Origin of the sequence: Dyadobacter jiangsuensis (assembly GCF_003014695.1) — a bacterium.
GTDB lineage: Bacteria > Bacteroidota > Bacteroidia > Cytophagales > Spirosomataceae > Dyadobacter > Dyadobacter jiangsuensis.
In genome coordinates this window covers 1-15,495 of record NZ_PYAS01000025.1, presented here as the reverse complement: position 1 = coordinate 15,495, position 15,495 = coordinate 1, and the positions used below count along the sequence as shown (strand labels likewise).

Sequence of the window (15,495 nt, the reverse complement as noted above, 5' to 3'; positions counted from 1 at the left end):
ATCAATCCTTGTCTTTTTTACGAGATGCCTTCCACGCGGTGAAGCCGATGTACATCATGCTCCCGCGCGCTCCGCCGCTTTTCATCAGGCCATTTACATTGCTGAAACCGAGGAAAACCGGCCCGAAATGCCCGGCGAGGCCAATCGACGGCCTGTTGTTTCCCTGTATGAAAGAGATCGGGAAAGAAAGGCCGGAGTCTTCATCCTCGAAACGCGGCGTAATGATAAAAGTAACAGGCACATACATATCTAATGAAGAGCTCCCGTTCGATTGCTTGCCGCCGCCGCTCAGTCGGCTTGTGTGCGAAAGATTCAGGAAGAAACCGTGGAAAACCTGCAAATCAGCTTCGAGATTAAGCGCTTGAGGCAGTTTTGCCTTCTGGGCCAACACGGAGCTCGTGTCACTCGGGAACAGGGTCATAAAACCTTCCGGGCCACGGTCACTGATCGTTTCCAGTTCCGTTTGGCCTACTACCGCATGGCTATGCGTCCCTTTCACGACCCTCGAATCAGCCGTTTTGTATTTGACTGAGCCAATATCCGTCAGTGAGCCCGCTAGGCGGATCAGGTAATCGGGGCTGTCGTTGTAAACTTCCTTACGGTCCTTCCAAACCGAGCCGATTTCATATGAAAAACCGAGGTCGTATCCCCAACCAGAGCCATATTTACCTGAATCGAACAGGTTTCCTATACTCATTTTACGGTTAGGCGTGCTATATCCGCTTTCATAGGTCAAGTTGTCGATTTCCAGCTCATTCACATCCGGGTTGCTGCTGCTGACCGGATTAATGCTATACCGGTCCGCATTGCCTTTCAGATAAGCCACACGTGCCCCGAAGACCCGCTTTACCGTCACACCGACGCGGAATTTATGTCCTTCAATATCCAGAAGCTGCGCGCCATAGGAAAAGCTGAGATCGGAAAAGCTCTGCTGAACGAGGCTGAAATCGCCCCATGCCTCATCGGAAACTGGCGGCGTACTGCCTGTATCGAGCCTTTTCATGTACAAATTATCGATGGCCGAGGGGATGTTTCGCCCCAGCACAAACCCACGCGTGCGCAGCTGTACGGCCACGCCATGGTATTTACCCAATGCAAAAGATACCGACGGCCAGCGGATCTCACCGGCCAGGAAAATAGGGTCCTTAGAAGTAAGCGAGCCCATCGTACGCGAGCGCCCGTAAAGCTCCTTCGTGGAATGCGGCGCGAGGATGGGATATAGAAATGAGTTTTCCCCGATGAAACGGAAATAGCGGTATTTGATACTGCCGCCGAGCGAAAGCACATTGATCTGAAACTTATGCTTCGGCCCGCCGAGCACCGACGGATTGTAGGTCGACCGGTATAAACCGCCGTAATTACTGAATTGCAGGCCGGGAATCTGTTGGGCAACGGCGCATCGCAACGCCGTCAAAGCGAATAGTGCTGTGGTAAGTAATGAGGTTTTCAAGGTTGAGTTTTGTTAGTCGGGGTCAGCATTCCCTGTTCGTTGTAATGGATCGCCTCCTCCTGGATTAGTTCTTGCAATGCTTTCAGGAACACATCGTCGGGCAAATTTTCGAATGCCTGGCTGAGTTCCGCGGGCAGCATAGGGCCCTCACGGTACAAAAAATCTATGATCTGCTCCGCCAGACCGGCATCACGGATCGTCTCATTCTTTCGGTTTTGGATGCATATGTCGCACACACCGCATTCCTCCGCATCGTATTCGTGAAAATATTCCAGCAAAAGCAACGTCCGGCACCGTTTGGTATGCGACGCGTAGCGGATCACCGCCTGCGCCTTTTGCAGGTCGCGGTCTTTTTTCTTTTGTATTTCAAAAACATTCAGCGGCAGTAAAGAAGAATCATAGCGCGGTGTCAGAAATGTGAGCTGGGGCTTATCTCTCCTCGGCTCGTAATCGATGATTTCACGTTCGGCCAGGAATTTCAGCTTCCTCAGAACCTCGGGGACATTGGCGAAATGAATCTGCGCCAGCTCCGTTTCGGAAATGCGCACATACTCGGTAAAAAGCTCCCCGCCGTACATCCGCAAGATCAGTTTGATAAACGAATCCATCTCCTGATAGCGTATCTGGAAGTCGTATAATTGCCGGTTATCGACCAGGAAATGGATTTTGGAAGAATCGCCGAAACTTTCACTGAGCTGCACAAAACCCTCTTCTTCAAGCAGTTTCAATGCATAATGCGTTTCATTTACCGGTAATCCGAATATTCCCGCGAATTCCTGAATATCAAAATCAAAGCCCGACAACTCGCCGGCACCGATCGCTATCTTATAGTAATTCGCCAGGGCCTGGTATACCCGCCGGAGCATTTCTACGGGCGGATATTTCCGTTCGATGCTGTCAATGAGTTCTTCCAGGTCAATTTTATTGAAAAGCGCCACGGCATAAGCCTTCTTTTCGTCTCTTCCGGCACGGCCCGCTTCCTGGTAATAGGCCTCGAGGTTGTCGGGCAAATCGAAATGGATCACAGCCCGCACGTCCGGCTTATCAATCCCCATACCGAATGCATTCGTCGCCACCACAATGCGAATACGGTTCTGTATCCAGGCCGTTTGCCGCTCGGACCGGTCCTTGAAAAGCAGTCCGGCGTGGTAGCTGGTAGCCGAAACGCCCTGCCTGCTCAGCCAGTCGGCGAGCTCTTTTGTGCGCTTGCGCGTGCGAACGTATACGATCCCCGTTCCCTGCACATTGCGTAAAATCTGTAATAATTTTCGCTCTTTACTTTCCTCCGGGAATGCCGAATAGGATAGGTTGGCCCGCGCGAACGACTGTTTGAATACCCGCGCGTTGCGCATTTCGAGCTTGTCGAGAATGTCGGCTCTCACTTCCTCGGTGGCGGTGGCCGTAAGCGCCATCACCGGCACTTTGGGCAAAAGCTTCCGAAAATCGGCGATAAGCAGGTAGGAGGGGCGGAAGTCGTAGCCCCAGGCCGAAATACAGTGCGCCTCGTCGATCGCGAGCAAGCACACCTTCATACGCTTCGTGCGCGCGATCATAATGTCCGTACGCAGGCGCTCAGGCGACACGTACAGAAACTTCGTACTGCCGTGAACGCAATTATCCAGCGTAATATCAATCTCCGTCTTGCTCATACCCGAGTGGATCGCTGCGGCAGGTATATGCCTGCGTTTGAGCTGCTCCACCTGGTCTTTCATCAGGGCGATGAGCGGTGTTACCACAATGCAAACACCTTCGGAAGCCATAACCGGCACCTGGAAACAAATGGATTTTCCGCCCCCGGTAGGAAGCAGTACCAGCGCGTCCATACCGCCCAGGACCGCCTGAATGGCATCCTCCTGAAACGGCCTGAAAGCGTCGTAACCCCAATATTGTTTCAGGACAGACCGGATATCAGCCATTAGAATGCATTTTGCGGTGTGGTGATCAGATTTTGCAAAGTAATTGCATTAACTGCGTTATCGGAAGCGGGAAACTGCACGTTTGATAAAAAGAAATGTCGATAGACTATTCTCCCACGCGTAAAAGCCGTTATTTAACGGTAAAGTTTCACTCCGCATCATGAGTTCGAATCCCAAAAATTACCCGTGGTGGCTACCCTGGCTGTTTACGCTGAGCTTCATCCTGATCACATTCTTGCCGCGGTCGGTAGACGATACGATGTTTATGGACGGCGTCACTTATGCTGCCATTGCCCGCAATATGTCGGAGGGCATCGGTTCATTCTGGCGGCCATTTTTCGCGCATTCATTCTGGCTTCCCTATGATAACGGTCCTTACTTTTCAGGGCACCCGCCGCTGCAATTCGGGCTGCAGTCCCTTCTTTTCCGGATTTTTGGAGACACGTCTGCCGTGGAAAACGGCTATAACCTGCTGATTTTAACCGGCTACATCTTTCTCATCGTCAAAATATGGCAAAAACTGCTCGGCCCGGCAAGCTCATTCCGTGCATTTGGATGGTTACCTGTATTATGCTGGTATGCCATCGTGATTGTCTATTACAGTATTCCAAACAACTTTCTGGACAGTACCATGGGGCTATTCTGCCTTGCCTCCTGCTATTTTCAATTGATGTATTTGAAAGAAGAATCTACCCAAAAGCAGCGGGTGTTGTGGCTACTCCTGGCCGGTATTTGCATTATCCTGGCGTTTTTAACCAAGGGCCCGGTAGGGCTTTATCCACTCGCATTCTCGGCCATCTATGCTATTTCTACGCCTTATTACAGCCTCTCAAAGATGTTCCGGCCGACCTTTATGATGCTTGCAATGATCGCAGTTGGCATTGCCTGCATCCTCGCGTATACGCCCGCCCGCGAGTTCATGACGACCTATTTCAATGGTCAGGTGGTGCAGGCATTGTTACAGAAGCGTGAAAAAGCCGGCACGGGTTGGGCAGCCCATTTTACACTCATATCGGAACTCTTTCGAAATTTGTTGCCGCATTTGGCAACATGTGCCGCATTGTACGGATTATCCTTCGGTTTGAAATGGAAAATTACCCGGGAAAGAGCAATATCCGAAAATATTATCCTGACCGCGCTGGTTGCCGCTTCGGGCATTGTGCCTATGCTGGTGAGTATCAAGCAATATCCGCATTATCTTTTGCCTGCGCTGCCTTTTGTGGCACTGCTCTTCGCACTGCTACTGGTGCAGCGAATCGCATTCATTATGGCATTCAAAAGGCAGCTGACTATCATCGCATTAAGTATCGGAACATTGGTTTGCTGGGGCGCTACATTCCGAAAGCTGACCACTATTCCGCCCGATGTCCATTCGGCTAATGCAAAACAGCTACGTACACTGGTACCGTCAGCGGCTATGATCGGAATTTGCCATGATTTATTCCAGCGAGCCGATATTCACGCCAATTTTCAGCGCTACCATCATTTATCGCTTTCCACGGGAACTGATTCCCTGAAATATGTTCTGGCCGATTCAGCATGCCTGCCGCAATTTGATATGAAAGGAGATAGCATTGTCACATTACATGGCGGCTACTTCCTGGTCATTCAAAACCCCTGACATCCGGATTTGCCAATACACCGAAAATATTATCTTTGTTTAAAGTTCATTTTAAACCATTTCCATGCGCACGCTGCTCTTCTTCATCAGTATTATTGCTCTGTCGGGCTGTTCGGCCTCCCACTATCTGAAACGTGAAATTGACCGCTCGGCGGTCCTCAGCCAGCAACACACGGGCGTTTCCATCGCGCGCATCGGCGATCAGAAGTCGCTGGCTTCGTATCAGGACAATAAATATTTCGTGCCGGCATCCAACACCAAACTGTTCAGCTTTTATGCAGGCCTATCGGCCCTCGGCGATTCCGTTCCCGGCCTCGAATACCTCGAATGGGGCGAACTGTTGATCATTCGCGGCACCGGCGACCCTTCGCTATTACATCCCGATTTGCCGCACAGCAAGGTTTTCGACTTTCTCAAAGGCCGCAAAGACCAGATATTCTTTACCCCATACCATTTTGAAAATAAACGTTTCGGCCCAGGCTGGGCTTGGAGCGACTATAACGAATACTACCAGCCCGAAGTGACGGCTATGCCGATTTACGGCAATATTGCCCGTTTCAAAAGCACACCGGCAGGCCAATACCGGGCCAATCCGCGCTTCTGGCAAAAAGCACTGGTAATGGATACGGCGGTTTCCGGAATTGAAAGAGAAGAATTGCAGAATGTATTTCACCATTCAAAACTATCAGGTTCACAGGCTGTTACCAAGGATGTCCCCGTTCACATGACCGACCAGGTGATGTTGCAGCTTTTGAGTGATACTCTGAAAAAAGAAATCAAACTGATCAATATCCCGCTCGAAATCGAATTGCAGACCGTCAACAGCATTCCTTCCGACTCGTTGTACACGCGTATGATGCAGGTAAGCGACAATATGCTCGCCGAGCAGCTTATGCTGCTTTACGCGACGGCAAACAAGCTGCCGTTGAGCACCGAAAAAGCCATTACCCATGCCTTGGAGCACCATTTGGCCGATTTGCCCGATAAGCCGGTCTGGAAAGATGGCTCGGGATTGAGCCGCTATAATCTTTTCACGCCGCGCACCATGGTGGCCTTGCTGCAAAAGATCTACGCGAAAGTGCCGCAGGAAAGATTGTTCCACATATTGCCCGCGGGCGGGAAGAGCGGGACTTTAAAGAACCTGTTCAAAGAGGAACCTCCTTTTATCTTCGCTAAAACAGGCAGTTTAAGCAATGTTTATAACCTGAGTGGCTATTTGATTACAAAAAAAGGTAAGATACTGGCTTTCAGTTTTATGAATAACAATTTCACCAAACCTACCGCCGATGTGCGCAAGGAAGTGGAACGCATTCTGACCAGCGTCCGCAACAAATATTAATTACTCTTTTTCTTCCCAGGTTTTGCCGGTGCAATAGATGGTATTGCGTCCATTTTTGCGAACAAGCAGGTAAATCTGATACAGCCCGGGCTCTACATTAGCCTTATGGAAGCTCGCATTTACGCCTTTGTTAAAATACATTCCGCGGCGGATCGTCGTTTTCAACGGCACGGAGGCCTGGTTGGGCTGTGCTGCGTATACATGCTCCGTTGATTTCAGAATCACATATGCACCATCGGAATAGTCTTTTTCGGGTGGGAAGAATTCCTGGTGGAAACCAACCACAATGTGATCTCCAAGCTGCCCGACTTCGTCAGGAGGATATGTGCTGGCGCATGATACCGAATCTGCCCGCGGGTTCCAATCCTCAGCCAGCGGATCCGCCGAGCGGTAATAGGAGCGGATTTTCTCGAAATGCTGCTGATCCATCGAAAACATGCGGATCCCCAGCCAATCGGCATTGTAACGTGCATTAAACTCCTGCGCAATAGCTGCGCGACGGCCGTTGACAGCTTCGGCGAAGTTGCTGTGCAGTAATACGAGGTTTATGATAATGGCAGCCACCAGCATTCCAGGGGCCAACTTTCTCCTGATTGCATTCTGTACAATTGCCAGAAATCCAAAATACAAGGCAATGCACCAGAGCGCCGAGTACATCCGGTAACGCCCTTTAAACATCCCTTCGAATGTATCCGTAGGTATGCGCTTATACGTGAGCGCGAGAGCTGTAATACCCGTAAAAATGGCTATTCCGAGTGCAAAAAGAGCCGTTTGATTGGAATAGCGTCCTTTCAACCAGGTCGAATTCCAGAGCGAAATGTATTGGTTTCGGTATAAGAAAAGTAATGCGGCGATCATCAGCATTCCCATCGCCACGGCAATGTACAAGCCCGACGCAGGCGTACCGTAGGCGGAAAGCGTTGCCCATGAGCCGATAAACCCGAAGAAGCCGAAGAAACCTTCTTTTACCTGCTGCGGATTCGAGAAGTCAAGATTTTGCGTAATAGGGGTGAAGTCGATGAAATAAATGCCCGCAATAATAAGTGTTGTCGCCAGGGTAATAAAGAATTGCTTGCGGTAGCCACTCAGCAAAAACAGCAGCCCGATCACCGGAAAAACCATCAATCCATTACCATATGTAAATGTAGCTGCGACGGCGAAAAGCAGCGAAATGGCAATCCGCTCCGGCTTGTAAACCGCAAAATAGAGCGCGGAAAGTACAAAAAGGATCACACCGAAATTGCAAAGCGAGCTTACGCCCCAGAAGATATTTTCAAATGACTGTATATTGAACCACAGCCACATAACCGGCACAAAATACCAAATCGAAAACCGTAAATGCCTGAACGCGCGGTAGAAAACCCATGCGCAAAGCGCCCAGCATGTGTTGGCGATGATCATGGGCCAAACCAGGTTGACCGTGCCGAATGTCTTTTCAAGCAAAAGGATTACCGAGCGGGAGAATACCAGCCGGTGTTCGGGAAAAAGGGTAGTCAGCAGTTTCCATTTACCTGCCAGATCGGCCTTCGAAAATTCGGGGATGATACCGAGGATAAGGATGTCATCGAATGCCACATAGTTGACATTCAATGCAATGACTTTAAATACCCAAATATAAATCAGAACGGGTACCAGGCCCAACAAGCATGCCAGCCAGCTTTTTTCTCTGACAAAACGGAGGAAAGATGAAAACATGCGTGCTAATTAAGCAGGTGAGCCGTGATTTTCAACCATGCGCTGCCTAATTTTCAGTTTCCTCCTCTTCAGCGGAGGCACGGGGATCTTTGGTATGATCGTAGACGAGTTTGCCTTTGTCGTCCCATTCTCTCAGGATGAATGGCTCGAAATCTTCGTCCCAAGCGGTTTTCGGATATTGGGTTTCTTTCTTGCGTTGACGTCGGAACTGGTAATATTCCACCCAGCGGCCTACCTTTTTCCCTGAATCATATTTACCATCGACGGCCAGCTGGCCTTCCTTATAAAATTGCAGGTACTCGCCCTCCACTTCTCCGAATGCGACCGGCATTACTTCTTTTACCTGTGTATGCGCGGAGTCGTAGTAGGTAATACGCGATTCGGCGGGGAATCCGCGGTTCCAAACCGACTTATCGATCAGATTGTACTTGGTATCATATTTCACCCAGCGGCCGTCCTTCACACCCATATAATAGTAGCCTTCCTCGATCAGGTTTTCGCCGCTGTACTTTTTATATGAGCCATGGAGCGGTAGCGCCTGTGCCTTGTCCTTGATCACCGAAGAACTCAATTTCCTGGATTTCTTGTCGTACCAGCGCGTTTCAGTAGCCCGTACGTACTCGTTCATGGGCTTATACTCCTTCAATACATGGAAATTCTCCACCGTGGCACGGTCGCCGCTGCCGTATTTGACGGACATGCTCTGCATTGGAATGCCATCATATTGTACTTTGGCGAGACGCGCCTTTTCCTTTTTAGCTTTGCGGTCTTTTTTCTGGCTTTTGTATTCTTTTACACGAAGCCCGAGATCAGGGATCGTTTCGCCGAATAGTGTAGAGAGGTTGGTAGACTTGCCTTTACCCCCCGGCACAGAAGCTCCCACCACCGGATCCAGGCCCGAAACGAACGATTTCAGGTCATTGGAACGCGTTGCCGTATCCTTTTTCACCTGTTCCTTGGGCAGCCAGGATGGGGTAGAGGTATCCTTCTGGCCATTCTGGGCCGAAACGGAAACCGTCAGACAGATCGAAAAAAAGCCGCAGAACAGTGCTACTCTTTGCATGTATATAGGATTTTTCTTCAGGGCAAGATTGTTACTTTTGTAACGAATTGGTTTTTTCTATATTGATTTCCAAGACAAATTTAAAAAAACACCGTGGAAAAAAGCGCTAAAATTTATATTGCCGGGCACAGGGGAATGGTTGGATCCGCTATTCTCAGAAAATTGGAAAAAGAAGGTTTCCACAATATCATCACCAGAACTTCATCCGAGCTCGATCTCCGCAACCAGGCCGATGTAAGGGCATTTTTTGAAGCGGAACGTCCCGAATATATCTTTTTGGCCGCTGCCAAAGTGGGCGGCATCATGGCAAACAATATTTACCGAGCAGAGTTCCTGAACGACAACCTGCTCATCCAGAACAACGTAATCGATAGTGCTTACCGCACCGATGCCAAAAAACTGATGTTCCTCGGATCGAGCTGCATTTATCCGAAACTCGCACCGCAGCCTTTGCAGGAAGATTCGCTCCTGACAGGTCTTTTGGAACCTACCAACGAACCTTACGCGATTGCGAAAATTGCAGGCATTAAAATGTGCGAGGCATATCGGTCACAGTATGGCAGTAACTTCATTTCCGTGATGCCTACCAATTTGTATGGACCGAATGATAATTACGATCTGAACAATTCGCACGTTTTGCCGGCGATGATCCGCAAGTTTCACGAGGCAAAAGAGGATGGTAAGCCGTTTGTGGAGCTCTGGGGTACGGGATCGCCGCTCCGCGAGTTCCTGCACGCCGACGACCTGGCTGCTGCTTGCTACTACTTAATGCAGAATTACAACGAGGCCGGCTTCCTGAACGTCGGGGTAGGCGCGGACGTAACCATTAAGCATCTGGCAGAAATGATCCAGCAAGTGGTCGGATATGAAGGTGAAATCAAATGGAATACCGATAAACCCGACGGTACGCCACGGAAACTGATGGACGTGAGTAAGCTGCACGCATTGGGTTGGAAGCACACCATCGACCTGGAAGAAGGTATTACGCGGACATACCAGGATTTTCTCGAAAAAATAGAAACATATGCCGTGTAACCAGTATGCAAAGACAGGTTACATTTGGTATAGCCTAATATTTCAATACTAAAATCCTATTTCACCCACGATAATTCTATTTTTAGACAAAATTTCAGTATAATATTACAAGAATCTTCGGGAAACTAATTAGTTTTGCGCCGTACCCTAAATGGGCACGTCATATAAACCTTAGTCATAGAGAAATGTCGGCCATTATTAAGTTAGATCAGATAGACCGCAAAGTACTGGAGATTTTACAAACGAACGCGAAGATAACCAACGCTCAACTTTCCAAAGAAATAGGACTTTCACCCGCTCCCACGCTGGAACGTGTGAAAAAACTGGAACAGTCGGGGATCATCAAAAGCTACCACGCGCAGCTGGAACCTGAGAAGGTAGGATTGGGCGTAAGCACTTTTGTTCAGATTTCGCTGGTAGGGCACCGTAAAGCAGTTACGGAGTCATTTGTTGAGAAAATTCACGCAATTCCAGAAGTCATTGAGTGTCACCACATTACAGGAACGGGCGATTTTCTCCTTCGTGTAATTTCCAAAGACATCAGCACTTATCAGAAGCTGATGCTCGAAAAAATCAATGAAATCGAAGAGGTTGCCAGCACACAAACGATGGTAATCCTGTCGACTTTCAAAGAAAGCAAAGTATTACCGATACCTTGATTTGATAAAGTCATTTGAAATAAAAAATGGTCGGAAGCAGTTCCGACCATTTTTTATTTGGTATGCATTGAAACCTATTGGTGTTGCTCGCGAAGCAGATCATTCACCGTTTTCACGGGGTTGAAAGTGATCAGTGGTACTTCTACGAAAAGCGTGTTCCAGTCGGCCATCGAGCCATTCCACAAACCTGGGAGCTCTTGGGCTTTCAGTTCTTTACCATCCTTGGATTTGCCTGTAATAAAGCCGGTTAGCGGATCGCGGAATTTTTTCAGGTCGTACAATTCGCCTTTTTTATTCTTCACCGCACACACCAGGTCCACCGGGTTGAAGTGCGTCGAGTTCTTGAAAATGCTGTTCTGATCCGCATTATCGACATCCACCTGCGCCGATTCCACGATTTGCAGCGACGATGATCCGTCGGCATTCTCGGCCCAGAACGGCCCGCCGCCCGGTTCGCCCTGGTTTTTCACCATTCCGCACGCACGCAATGGGCGATCGAGCTTTCCTACAAAATATTCTTTCTTCTTTTCGTCACTCCACGATTCAAAACCGGCCGGCGGAATCACGCAAAGTTCGTCGCGGAAAAAGCTGTCGAGTTCCGCGAGCAACGCTGAATCAGCATTTCCGGCGAGCTTGTCAAGGTACCCGAAAACTCTCTTCTGATATCTCAAAACGATCCCTGCCAATGCCTTTTTATAGGTAATGGTATCACCCTTAATGCGGTCAGGAACGACGTTATCGATGTTTTTAATGAAAATAATGTCCGCATCGAGCTGCCCGAGGTTTTCCAGCAATGCGCCGTGGCCAGCCGGGCGAAACAATAGTGAATCGTCCTTTTCGCGGAAAGGCGTGTTATCGAGATTCACCGCGATGGTGTCCGTAGAGCTTTTTTGCTCTGAAAAAGAAACAATGTAGCGAACGCCGTATTGCGTCTGGTAGCTTGGCAGCACTTCCACGACGAGCTTTTCAAACTTGTCGCGGTGCTCGGGCGAAACCGTGAAATGGATCTGCACATTACTGCCCGCATTCGCATATTTCGCACCTTCCACCAAATGCTCTTCCAGCGGCGTGCGCGAGCGCTCGGTATAATTATGGAATTTCAACAAACCCTTCGGCAGCTCTCCGTAGCCTAGCCCCTTGGCGGTGAGGAAGTACGAAGCAATCGTTTTCTCATCGGCAGAGTCGATTTCGTAGCCATCTGCGGCCAGTGAGGTTTTCAGATCCTCGTAGAATGCGAAATCTTTCAGCTTTGCGAAGAACTCGTCTACCGATTTGTCCTTCTTATCTTCCTGCAAGAAGCCGAACAGCGATTTGAACATGCGCGTAGCCGCACCCGAAGCCGGTACAAATTTCAAAAGTGCAATTTCCCCATCGGCGGCACTTTTGTCGAACTCACTGATTACCTGTGCGATCTCTTCGTCCGTAAGCCTGATAATGCCGTCACCCACCGTAGCGGCTTTCGACAACTGCAAAAACGGAAAGCCCTTTTCAAAATAACGGACTTGTTCTTCCACGACGCTTAAATCGCTTCCTCTTTCCTTTATCTGTTGAATATCGTTTTCAATAAACATAATGTATGGTTTTAATCAGTGAAGTTTAGGGTAAGATTTATTACAAAAAAAGCTTGGAATTTTAACAACTTCATCAATTTTTACCGCATTTATTTCAGCACCCGCAACTTGGCGAAGCTGAGAAGCAGCGTTTTTTCACCCACCAGGTCAAACTTGACCGTCGCTTTTCTATCGGTACCATTGACGTCCATTTTTGTCACCACCCCGAAACCGAATTTCAAATGCTCCACCTTGTCGCCTTCGGCCAGGTCGAACGTATCGGTCGGTACGAAATCCGCGGACGGAACGTGGCTGGTGGCGGCCGTAGCAACCGGCCTTGCCTCCGTTTTCCGTTGCACCAGGCTACGTGCAAAAGTCGTTACAGGGGGCGTAGTATCGCGTTCCAACGCGCTCTGCACCATTCTGTTGACATTCAAATACTTCTGATCGACTTCCAGCAGGAAACGGCTCGGTTCGCACATTTTCAGGCGGCCCCACTGGTAGCGGCTTTCGGCGTAGGAGAATGACAATTTCTTTTCCGCGCGCGTGATCGCCACGTAGAAAAGCCTTCTTTCTTCCTCCAAATCCTGCCGGCTTTCGAGCATCATCTGGCTTGGGAAAAGGTCTTCTTCCAGCCCAACAATGAATACATTCCTGAATTCCAGACCCTTAGCCGAGTGGATCGTCATCATCGTCACTCGGTCGTGGTCGTTGTTATCGTCCGGCTCGTCGGCATTCGTCAACAGGGAAACCGATTGCAGGAATGCGCTGAGCGTTTTGTCCTCCGTTTCGTCGCTATCGACAAACTCCTTGATACCATTCAGCAATTCCTGCACGTTTTCGTAACGCGAAAGGCCTTCAACGGTCTTGTCTTCATACAACTCCCGCAGGATTCCAGAGGCTTTGGCAATATGCGATGATATTTCGTAAGCATCCTTACCTTCTTCGACCAGAATTTTGAAACTCTTGATCAGCGTGGCAAACCCTTCGATTGGGGCAATAGAACGTCCGGAACCGAATTGGTTGATATTGGCCACCACATCCCAGATCGCCACGTTATTTTCCGAAGCGGTCACCGCGATTTTGGCGACGGTCGTATCGCCAATTCCTCTTTTGGGTAAATTAATAATCCGTTTGAAAGCTTCTTCGTCACGCTGGTTCACTGTAAATCGCAGGTAAGCCAGCAAATCCTTGATTTCTTTCCTTTGATAGAATGACTGCCCGCCGACGATACGGTACTTGATGCCCAGTTTTCGCAAAGCTTCTTCAAACGAGCGGGACTGCGCATTGGTACGGTACAAAATCGCAAAGTTTTCGTTACGAAGCGATTTCTGCATTTTCTCCTCAAAAATCGCAGTTGCTACCAACCGGCCTTCCTCATTATCCGAACCCGCCTTGATCACGTCGATCAGTGAGCCTTCCTCATTGGAAGTGAAAGTATGCTTTTCAAGCTGTGATTTGTTACGCGCAATCACCGAGTTCGCCGCATTCACGATCGTGCTTGTCGAGCGGTAGTTCTGTTCCAGCTTGATCACACGCACATCCGGGAAGTCTTTTTCGAAATTGAGGATGTTCTCGATGTTCGCGCCGCGGAATGCATAAATACTCTGCGCATCGTCACCTACTACCACAATGTTGCGGTGCACTGCCGATAATTTCCTGGTAATGAGGTATTGGGAAACGTTCGTATCCTGAAACTCATCCACCATCACATGCTGGAACTTGTGCTGGTACTTATATAATACGTCGGGGAAATCGCGGAAAAGGACGTTGGTATTGAAAAGCAGGTCGTCGAAATCCATGGCATTGGCCTGGAAACAACGCGTTGCATAGGTTTTATAAATCCTGCCGATCTCCTTCATCTTGGCTGCATCGTCATCAGCCTGGATTACCGCATTATTCTTGTAGTCGTCCGCGGAAATGAGACGGTTTTTTGCGCCCGATATCCGGTTAAACACCACATTGGCCTTATAAACCTTGTCGTCGAGGTTAAATTCCTTAATGATACTTCTTAATAATGACTTTGAATCGTCGGTATCATAGATAGAGAAATCGCTGGTATAGCCCAGGTATCGGGCCTCGATGCGGAGTATTTTAGCAAAAACGGAGTGGAAAGTACCCATCCAGATATTCCTCGCCTCCGTACCCACTGCACCTTCGATCCGGCTGCGCATTTCGCCGGAAGCTTTATTGGTAAATGTGAGGGACAAAATGCGAAACGGGTCGACACCCGTCTCGATCAGCCGCGCAATGCGGTAGGTAAGTACCCTGGTTTTCCCTGAACCCGCGCCCGCAATGATCATCAAAGGGCCATTTCCATGCAGCACAGCCTCCCGTTGGGGCTCATTCAAGGTCGAGAGATAATCGTTGTGGTTCAAAGTTGTATGCTTTTCCAATTACTTATAATATATAGCAAAAGCCAAAGTTAGGAAAAACCGTCAAAAGCATCCTGAAACTCCGCGCCTGTAAGAGCGACCTCTCCCAGAAATATTATTCCGGGATCAGAACATAAGGTGTGCATTGTTGGTTAACTAACAACAATTTCAAGTTTCATCATATATATAGGGCATCGCCCGCACGCGAACAGAGCACATGAGTACAATGAATATAGAAGACCAACCGCTGGAAGTACAATGGGAGCACCTGCTCGGGCAGCTGGAAGAAATGGTAGGCAAGCGCCCCGGCGATCTGAACGGCGTGCTTTTCTTAATAGGTGTGCAGGAATTGGGGCAAGGCGCAAAGCGATTTAGCAAAGAGCAGAAACAGGATCTCATGCATATTGGAATATGCAAAGTACTAAGCCTGTCGTCTTATTATAGTCTTGAATACACCGACAAAGATGGCTGGCCGCATTACAAACTTGAACGGGCCCTGCCTCCGGGCGATCTTTTGAAGCAGGAAGCGCTTTTGAAGATGCACGTGATCGAGTACTTCAAAAATTTGTGAAAGAATTACGGATCGGTAATTTCTGGTTATCAATCGGTTGCGAAAAAGTGAAAAAGTTTTTTTACAATTTTTGCATTCGGCGCTTGCTTCTTAAAAATTAACCCCCCACTTTTGCACTCCCAATCGGGGAACAACGGCACTGAAAACGATCAGGGCCACGAGTTTCGGGAAGTCCGAAGCAACGTTCTTTGACATGATGAAGAGAGCAAAAAGATAGGTTC

At 48.9% G+C, this 15,495-nt stretch carries 11 protein-coding genes; 5 read left to right on the top strand and 6 right to left on the bottom strand.

The annotated features are described in order from the left end of the window. Window position 1: 1 nt before the first annotated feature. Together CLV60_RS31855 and CLV60_RS31850 are read right to left on the bottom strand one after the other, a co-directional pair. A complete protein-coding gene (locus CLV60_RS31855) occupies window positions 2–1,450 on the bottom strand; it encodes a DUF5723 family protein (RefSeq protein ID WP_106599452.1) in 1,449 nt (482 codons plus the stop codon). Beyond that, the gene (locus CLV60_RS31850) at window positions 1,447–3,366 is read right to left on the bottom strand and encodes a RecQ family ATP-dependent DNA helicase (protein ID WP_106599451.1); all 1,920 of its coding nucleotides are present in this window, start codon (window positions 3,364–3,366) and stop codon (window positions 1,447–1,449) included. The genes CLV60_RS31855 and CLV60_RS31850 overlap by 4 nt, the downstream gene beginning before the upstream one ends. A 160-nt stretch (window positions 3,367–3,526) precedes the next feature. Between CLV60_RS31850 and CLV60_RS31845 the strand changes: the two genes are divergently transcribed. Both CLV60_RS31845 and dacB read left to right on the top strand, forming a co-directional pair. Continuing rightward, on the top strand, window positions 3,527–4,987 hold the full coding sequence (locus tag CLV60_RS31845; RefSeq protein WP_106599450.1) for an ArnT family glycosyltransferase: 1,461 nt from the start codon (window positions 3,527–3,529) through the stop codon (window positions 4,985–4,987). A gap of 64 nt (window positions 4,988–5,051) precedes the next feature. Further along, window positions 5,052–6,326 carry a D-alanyl-D-alanine carboxypeptidase/D-alanyl-D-alanine endopeptidase gene (gene dacB, locus CLV60_RS31840; RefSeq protein WP_106599449.1) on the top strand — a complete coding sequence of 425 codons (1,275 nt, stop codon included), beginning with the start codon at window positions 5,052–5,054 and terminating at the stop codon, window positions 6,324–6,326. On the opposite strand, the gene CLV60_RS31835 is transcribed toward dacB, so the two are convergent. Together CLV60_RS31835 and CLV60_RS31830 are read right to left on the bottom strand one after the other, a co-directional pair. Next, window positions 6,327–8,021, bottom strand: coding sequence for a hypothetical protein (locus CLV60_RS31835; protein WP_106599448.1), 1,695 nt, complete (start codon window positions 8,019–8,021; stop codon window positions 6,327–6,329). A 46-nt stretch (window positions 8,022–8,067) separates the two neighbouring features. After that, window positions 8,068–9,084 (bottom strand): toxin-antitoxin system YwqK family antitoxin, encoded by a 1,017-nt coding sequence (locus tag CLV60_RS31830; protein ID WP_106599447.1) that lies wholly within the window; start codon window positions 9,082–9,084, stop codon window positions 8,068–8,070. A gap of 93 nt (window positions 9,085–9,177) precedes the next feature. Here CLV60_RS31830 and fcl point away from each other — a divergent pair, with 93 nt between their 5' ends. Continuing rightward, the gene (gene fcl, locus CLV60_RS31825; protein WP_106599446.1) at window positions 9,178–10,119 is read left to right on the top strand and encodes a GDP-L-fucose synthase; all 942 of its coding nucleotides are present in this window, start codon (window positions 9,178–9,180) and stop codon (window positions 10,117–10,119) included. Window positions 10,120–10,304: 185 nt separating this feature from the next. Then, window positions 10,305–10,778, top strand: a complete 474-nt coding sequence (locus CLV60_RS31820) for an Lrp/AsnC family transcriptional regulator (protein WP_015813234.1) — start codon at window positions 10,305–10,307, stop codon at window positions 10,776–10,778. Between the two features lie 74 nt (window positions 10,779–10,852). On the opposite strand, the gene CLV60_RS31815 is transcribed toward CLV60_RS31820, so the two are convergent. Both CLV60_RS31815 and CLV60_RS31810 read right to left on the bottom strand, forming a co-directional pair. Continuing rightward, entirely contained in the window at window positions 10,853–12,349 is a 1,497-nt protein-coding gene (locus tag CLV60_RS31815; protein WP_106599445.1) for a DUF4301 family protein, read from the bottom strand. A gap of 89 nt (window positions 12,350–12,438) precedes the next feature. Next, complete coding sequence (locus tag CLV60_RS31810) at window positions 12,439–14,724, bottom strand: ATP-dependent helicase (RefSeq protein ID WP_229211224.1); 2,286 nt, start codon at window positions 14,722–14,724, stop codon at window positions 12,439–12,441. A gap of 205 nt (window positions 14,725–14,929) precedes the next feature. On the opposite strand from CLV60_RS31810, the gene CLV60_RS31805 reads away from it, so the two are divergent. Continuing rightward, window positions 14,930–15,274, top strand: coding sequence for a hypothetical protein (locus CLV60_RS31805; protein ID WP_106599443.1), 345 nt, complete (start codon window positions 14,930–14,932; stop codon window positions 15,272–15,274). Window positions 15,275–15,495: the final 221 nt, after the last annotated feature.

Coding starts and splice junctions, on each gene's coding strand:
- CLV60_RS31815 (WP_106599445.1), bottom strand. CDS start 12,349: ATGTTTATTGAAAACGATATTCAACAGATAAAGGAAAGAGGAAGCGAT.
- CLV60_RS31845 (WP_106599450.1), top strand. CDS start 3,527: ATGAGTTCGAATCCCAAAAATTACCCGTGGTGGCTACCCTGGCTGTTT.
- dacB (WP_106599449.1), top strand. CDS start 5,052: ATGCGCACGCTGCTCTTCTTCATCAGTATTATTGCTCTGTCGGGCTGT.
- CLV60_RS31835 (WP_106599448.1), bottom strand. CDS start 8,021: ATGTTTTCATCTTTCCTCCGTTTTGTCAGAGAAAAAAGCTGGCTGGCA.
- CLV60_RS31820 (WP_015813234.1), top strand. CDS start 10,305: ATGTCGGCCATTATTAAGTTAGATCAGATAGACCGCAAAGTACTGGAG.
- CLV60_RS31830 (WP_106599447.1), bottom strand. CDS start 9,084: ATGCAAAGAGTAGCACTGTTCTGCGGCTTTTTTTCGATCTGTCTGACG.
- CLV60_RS31805 (WP_106599443.1), top strand. CDS start 14,930: ATGAATATAGAAGACCAACCGCTGGAAGTACAATGGGAGCACCTGCTC.
- CLV60_RS31850 (WP_106599451.1), bottom strand. CDS start 3,366: ATGGCTGATATCCGGTCTGTCCTGAAACAATATTGGGGTTACGACGCT.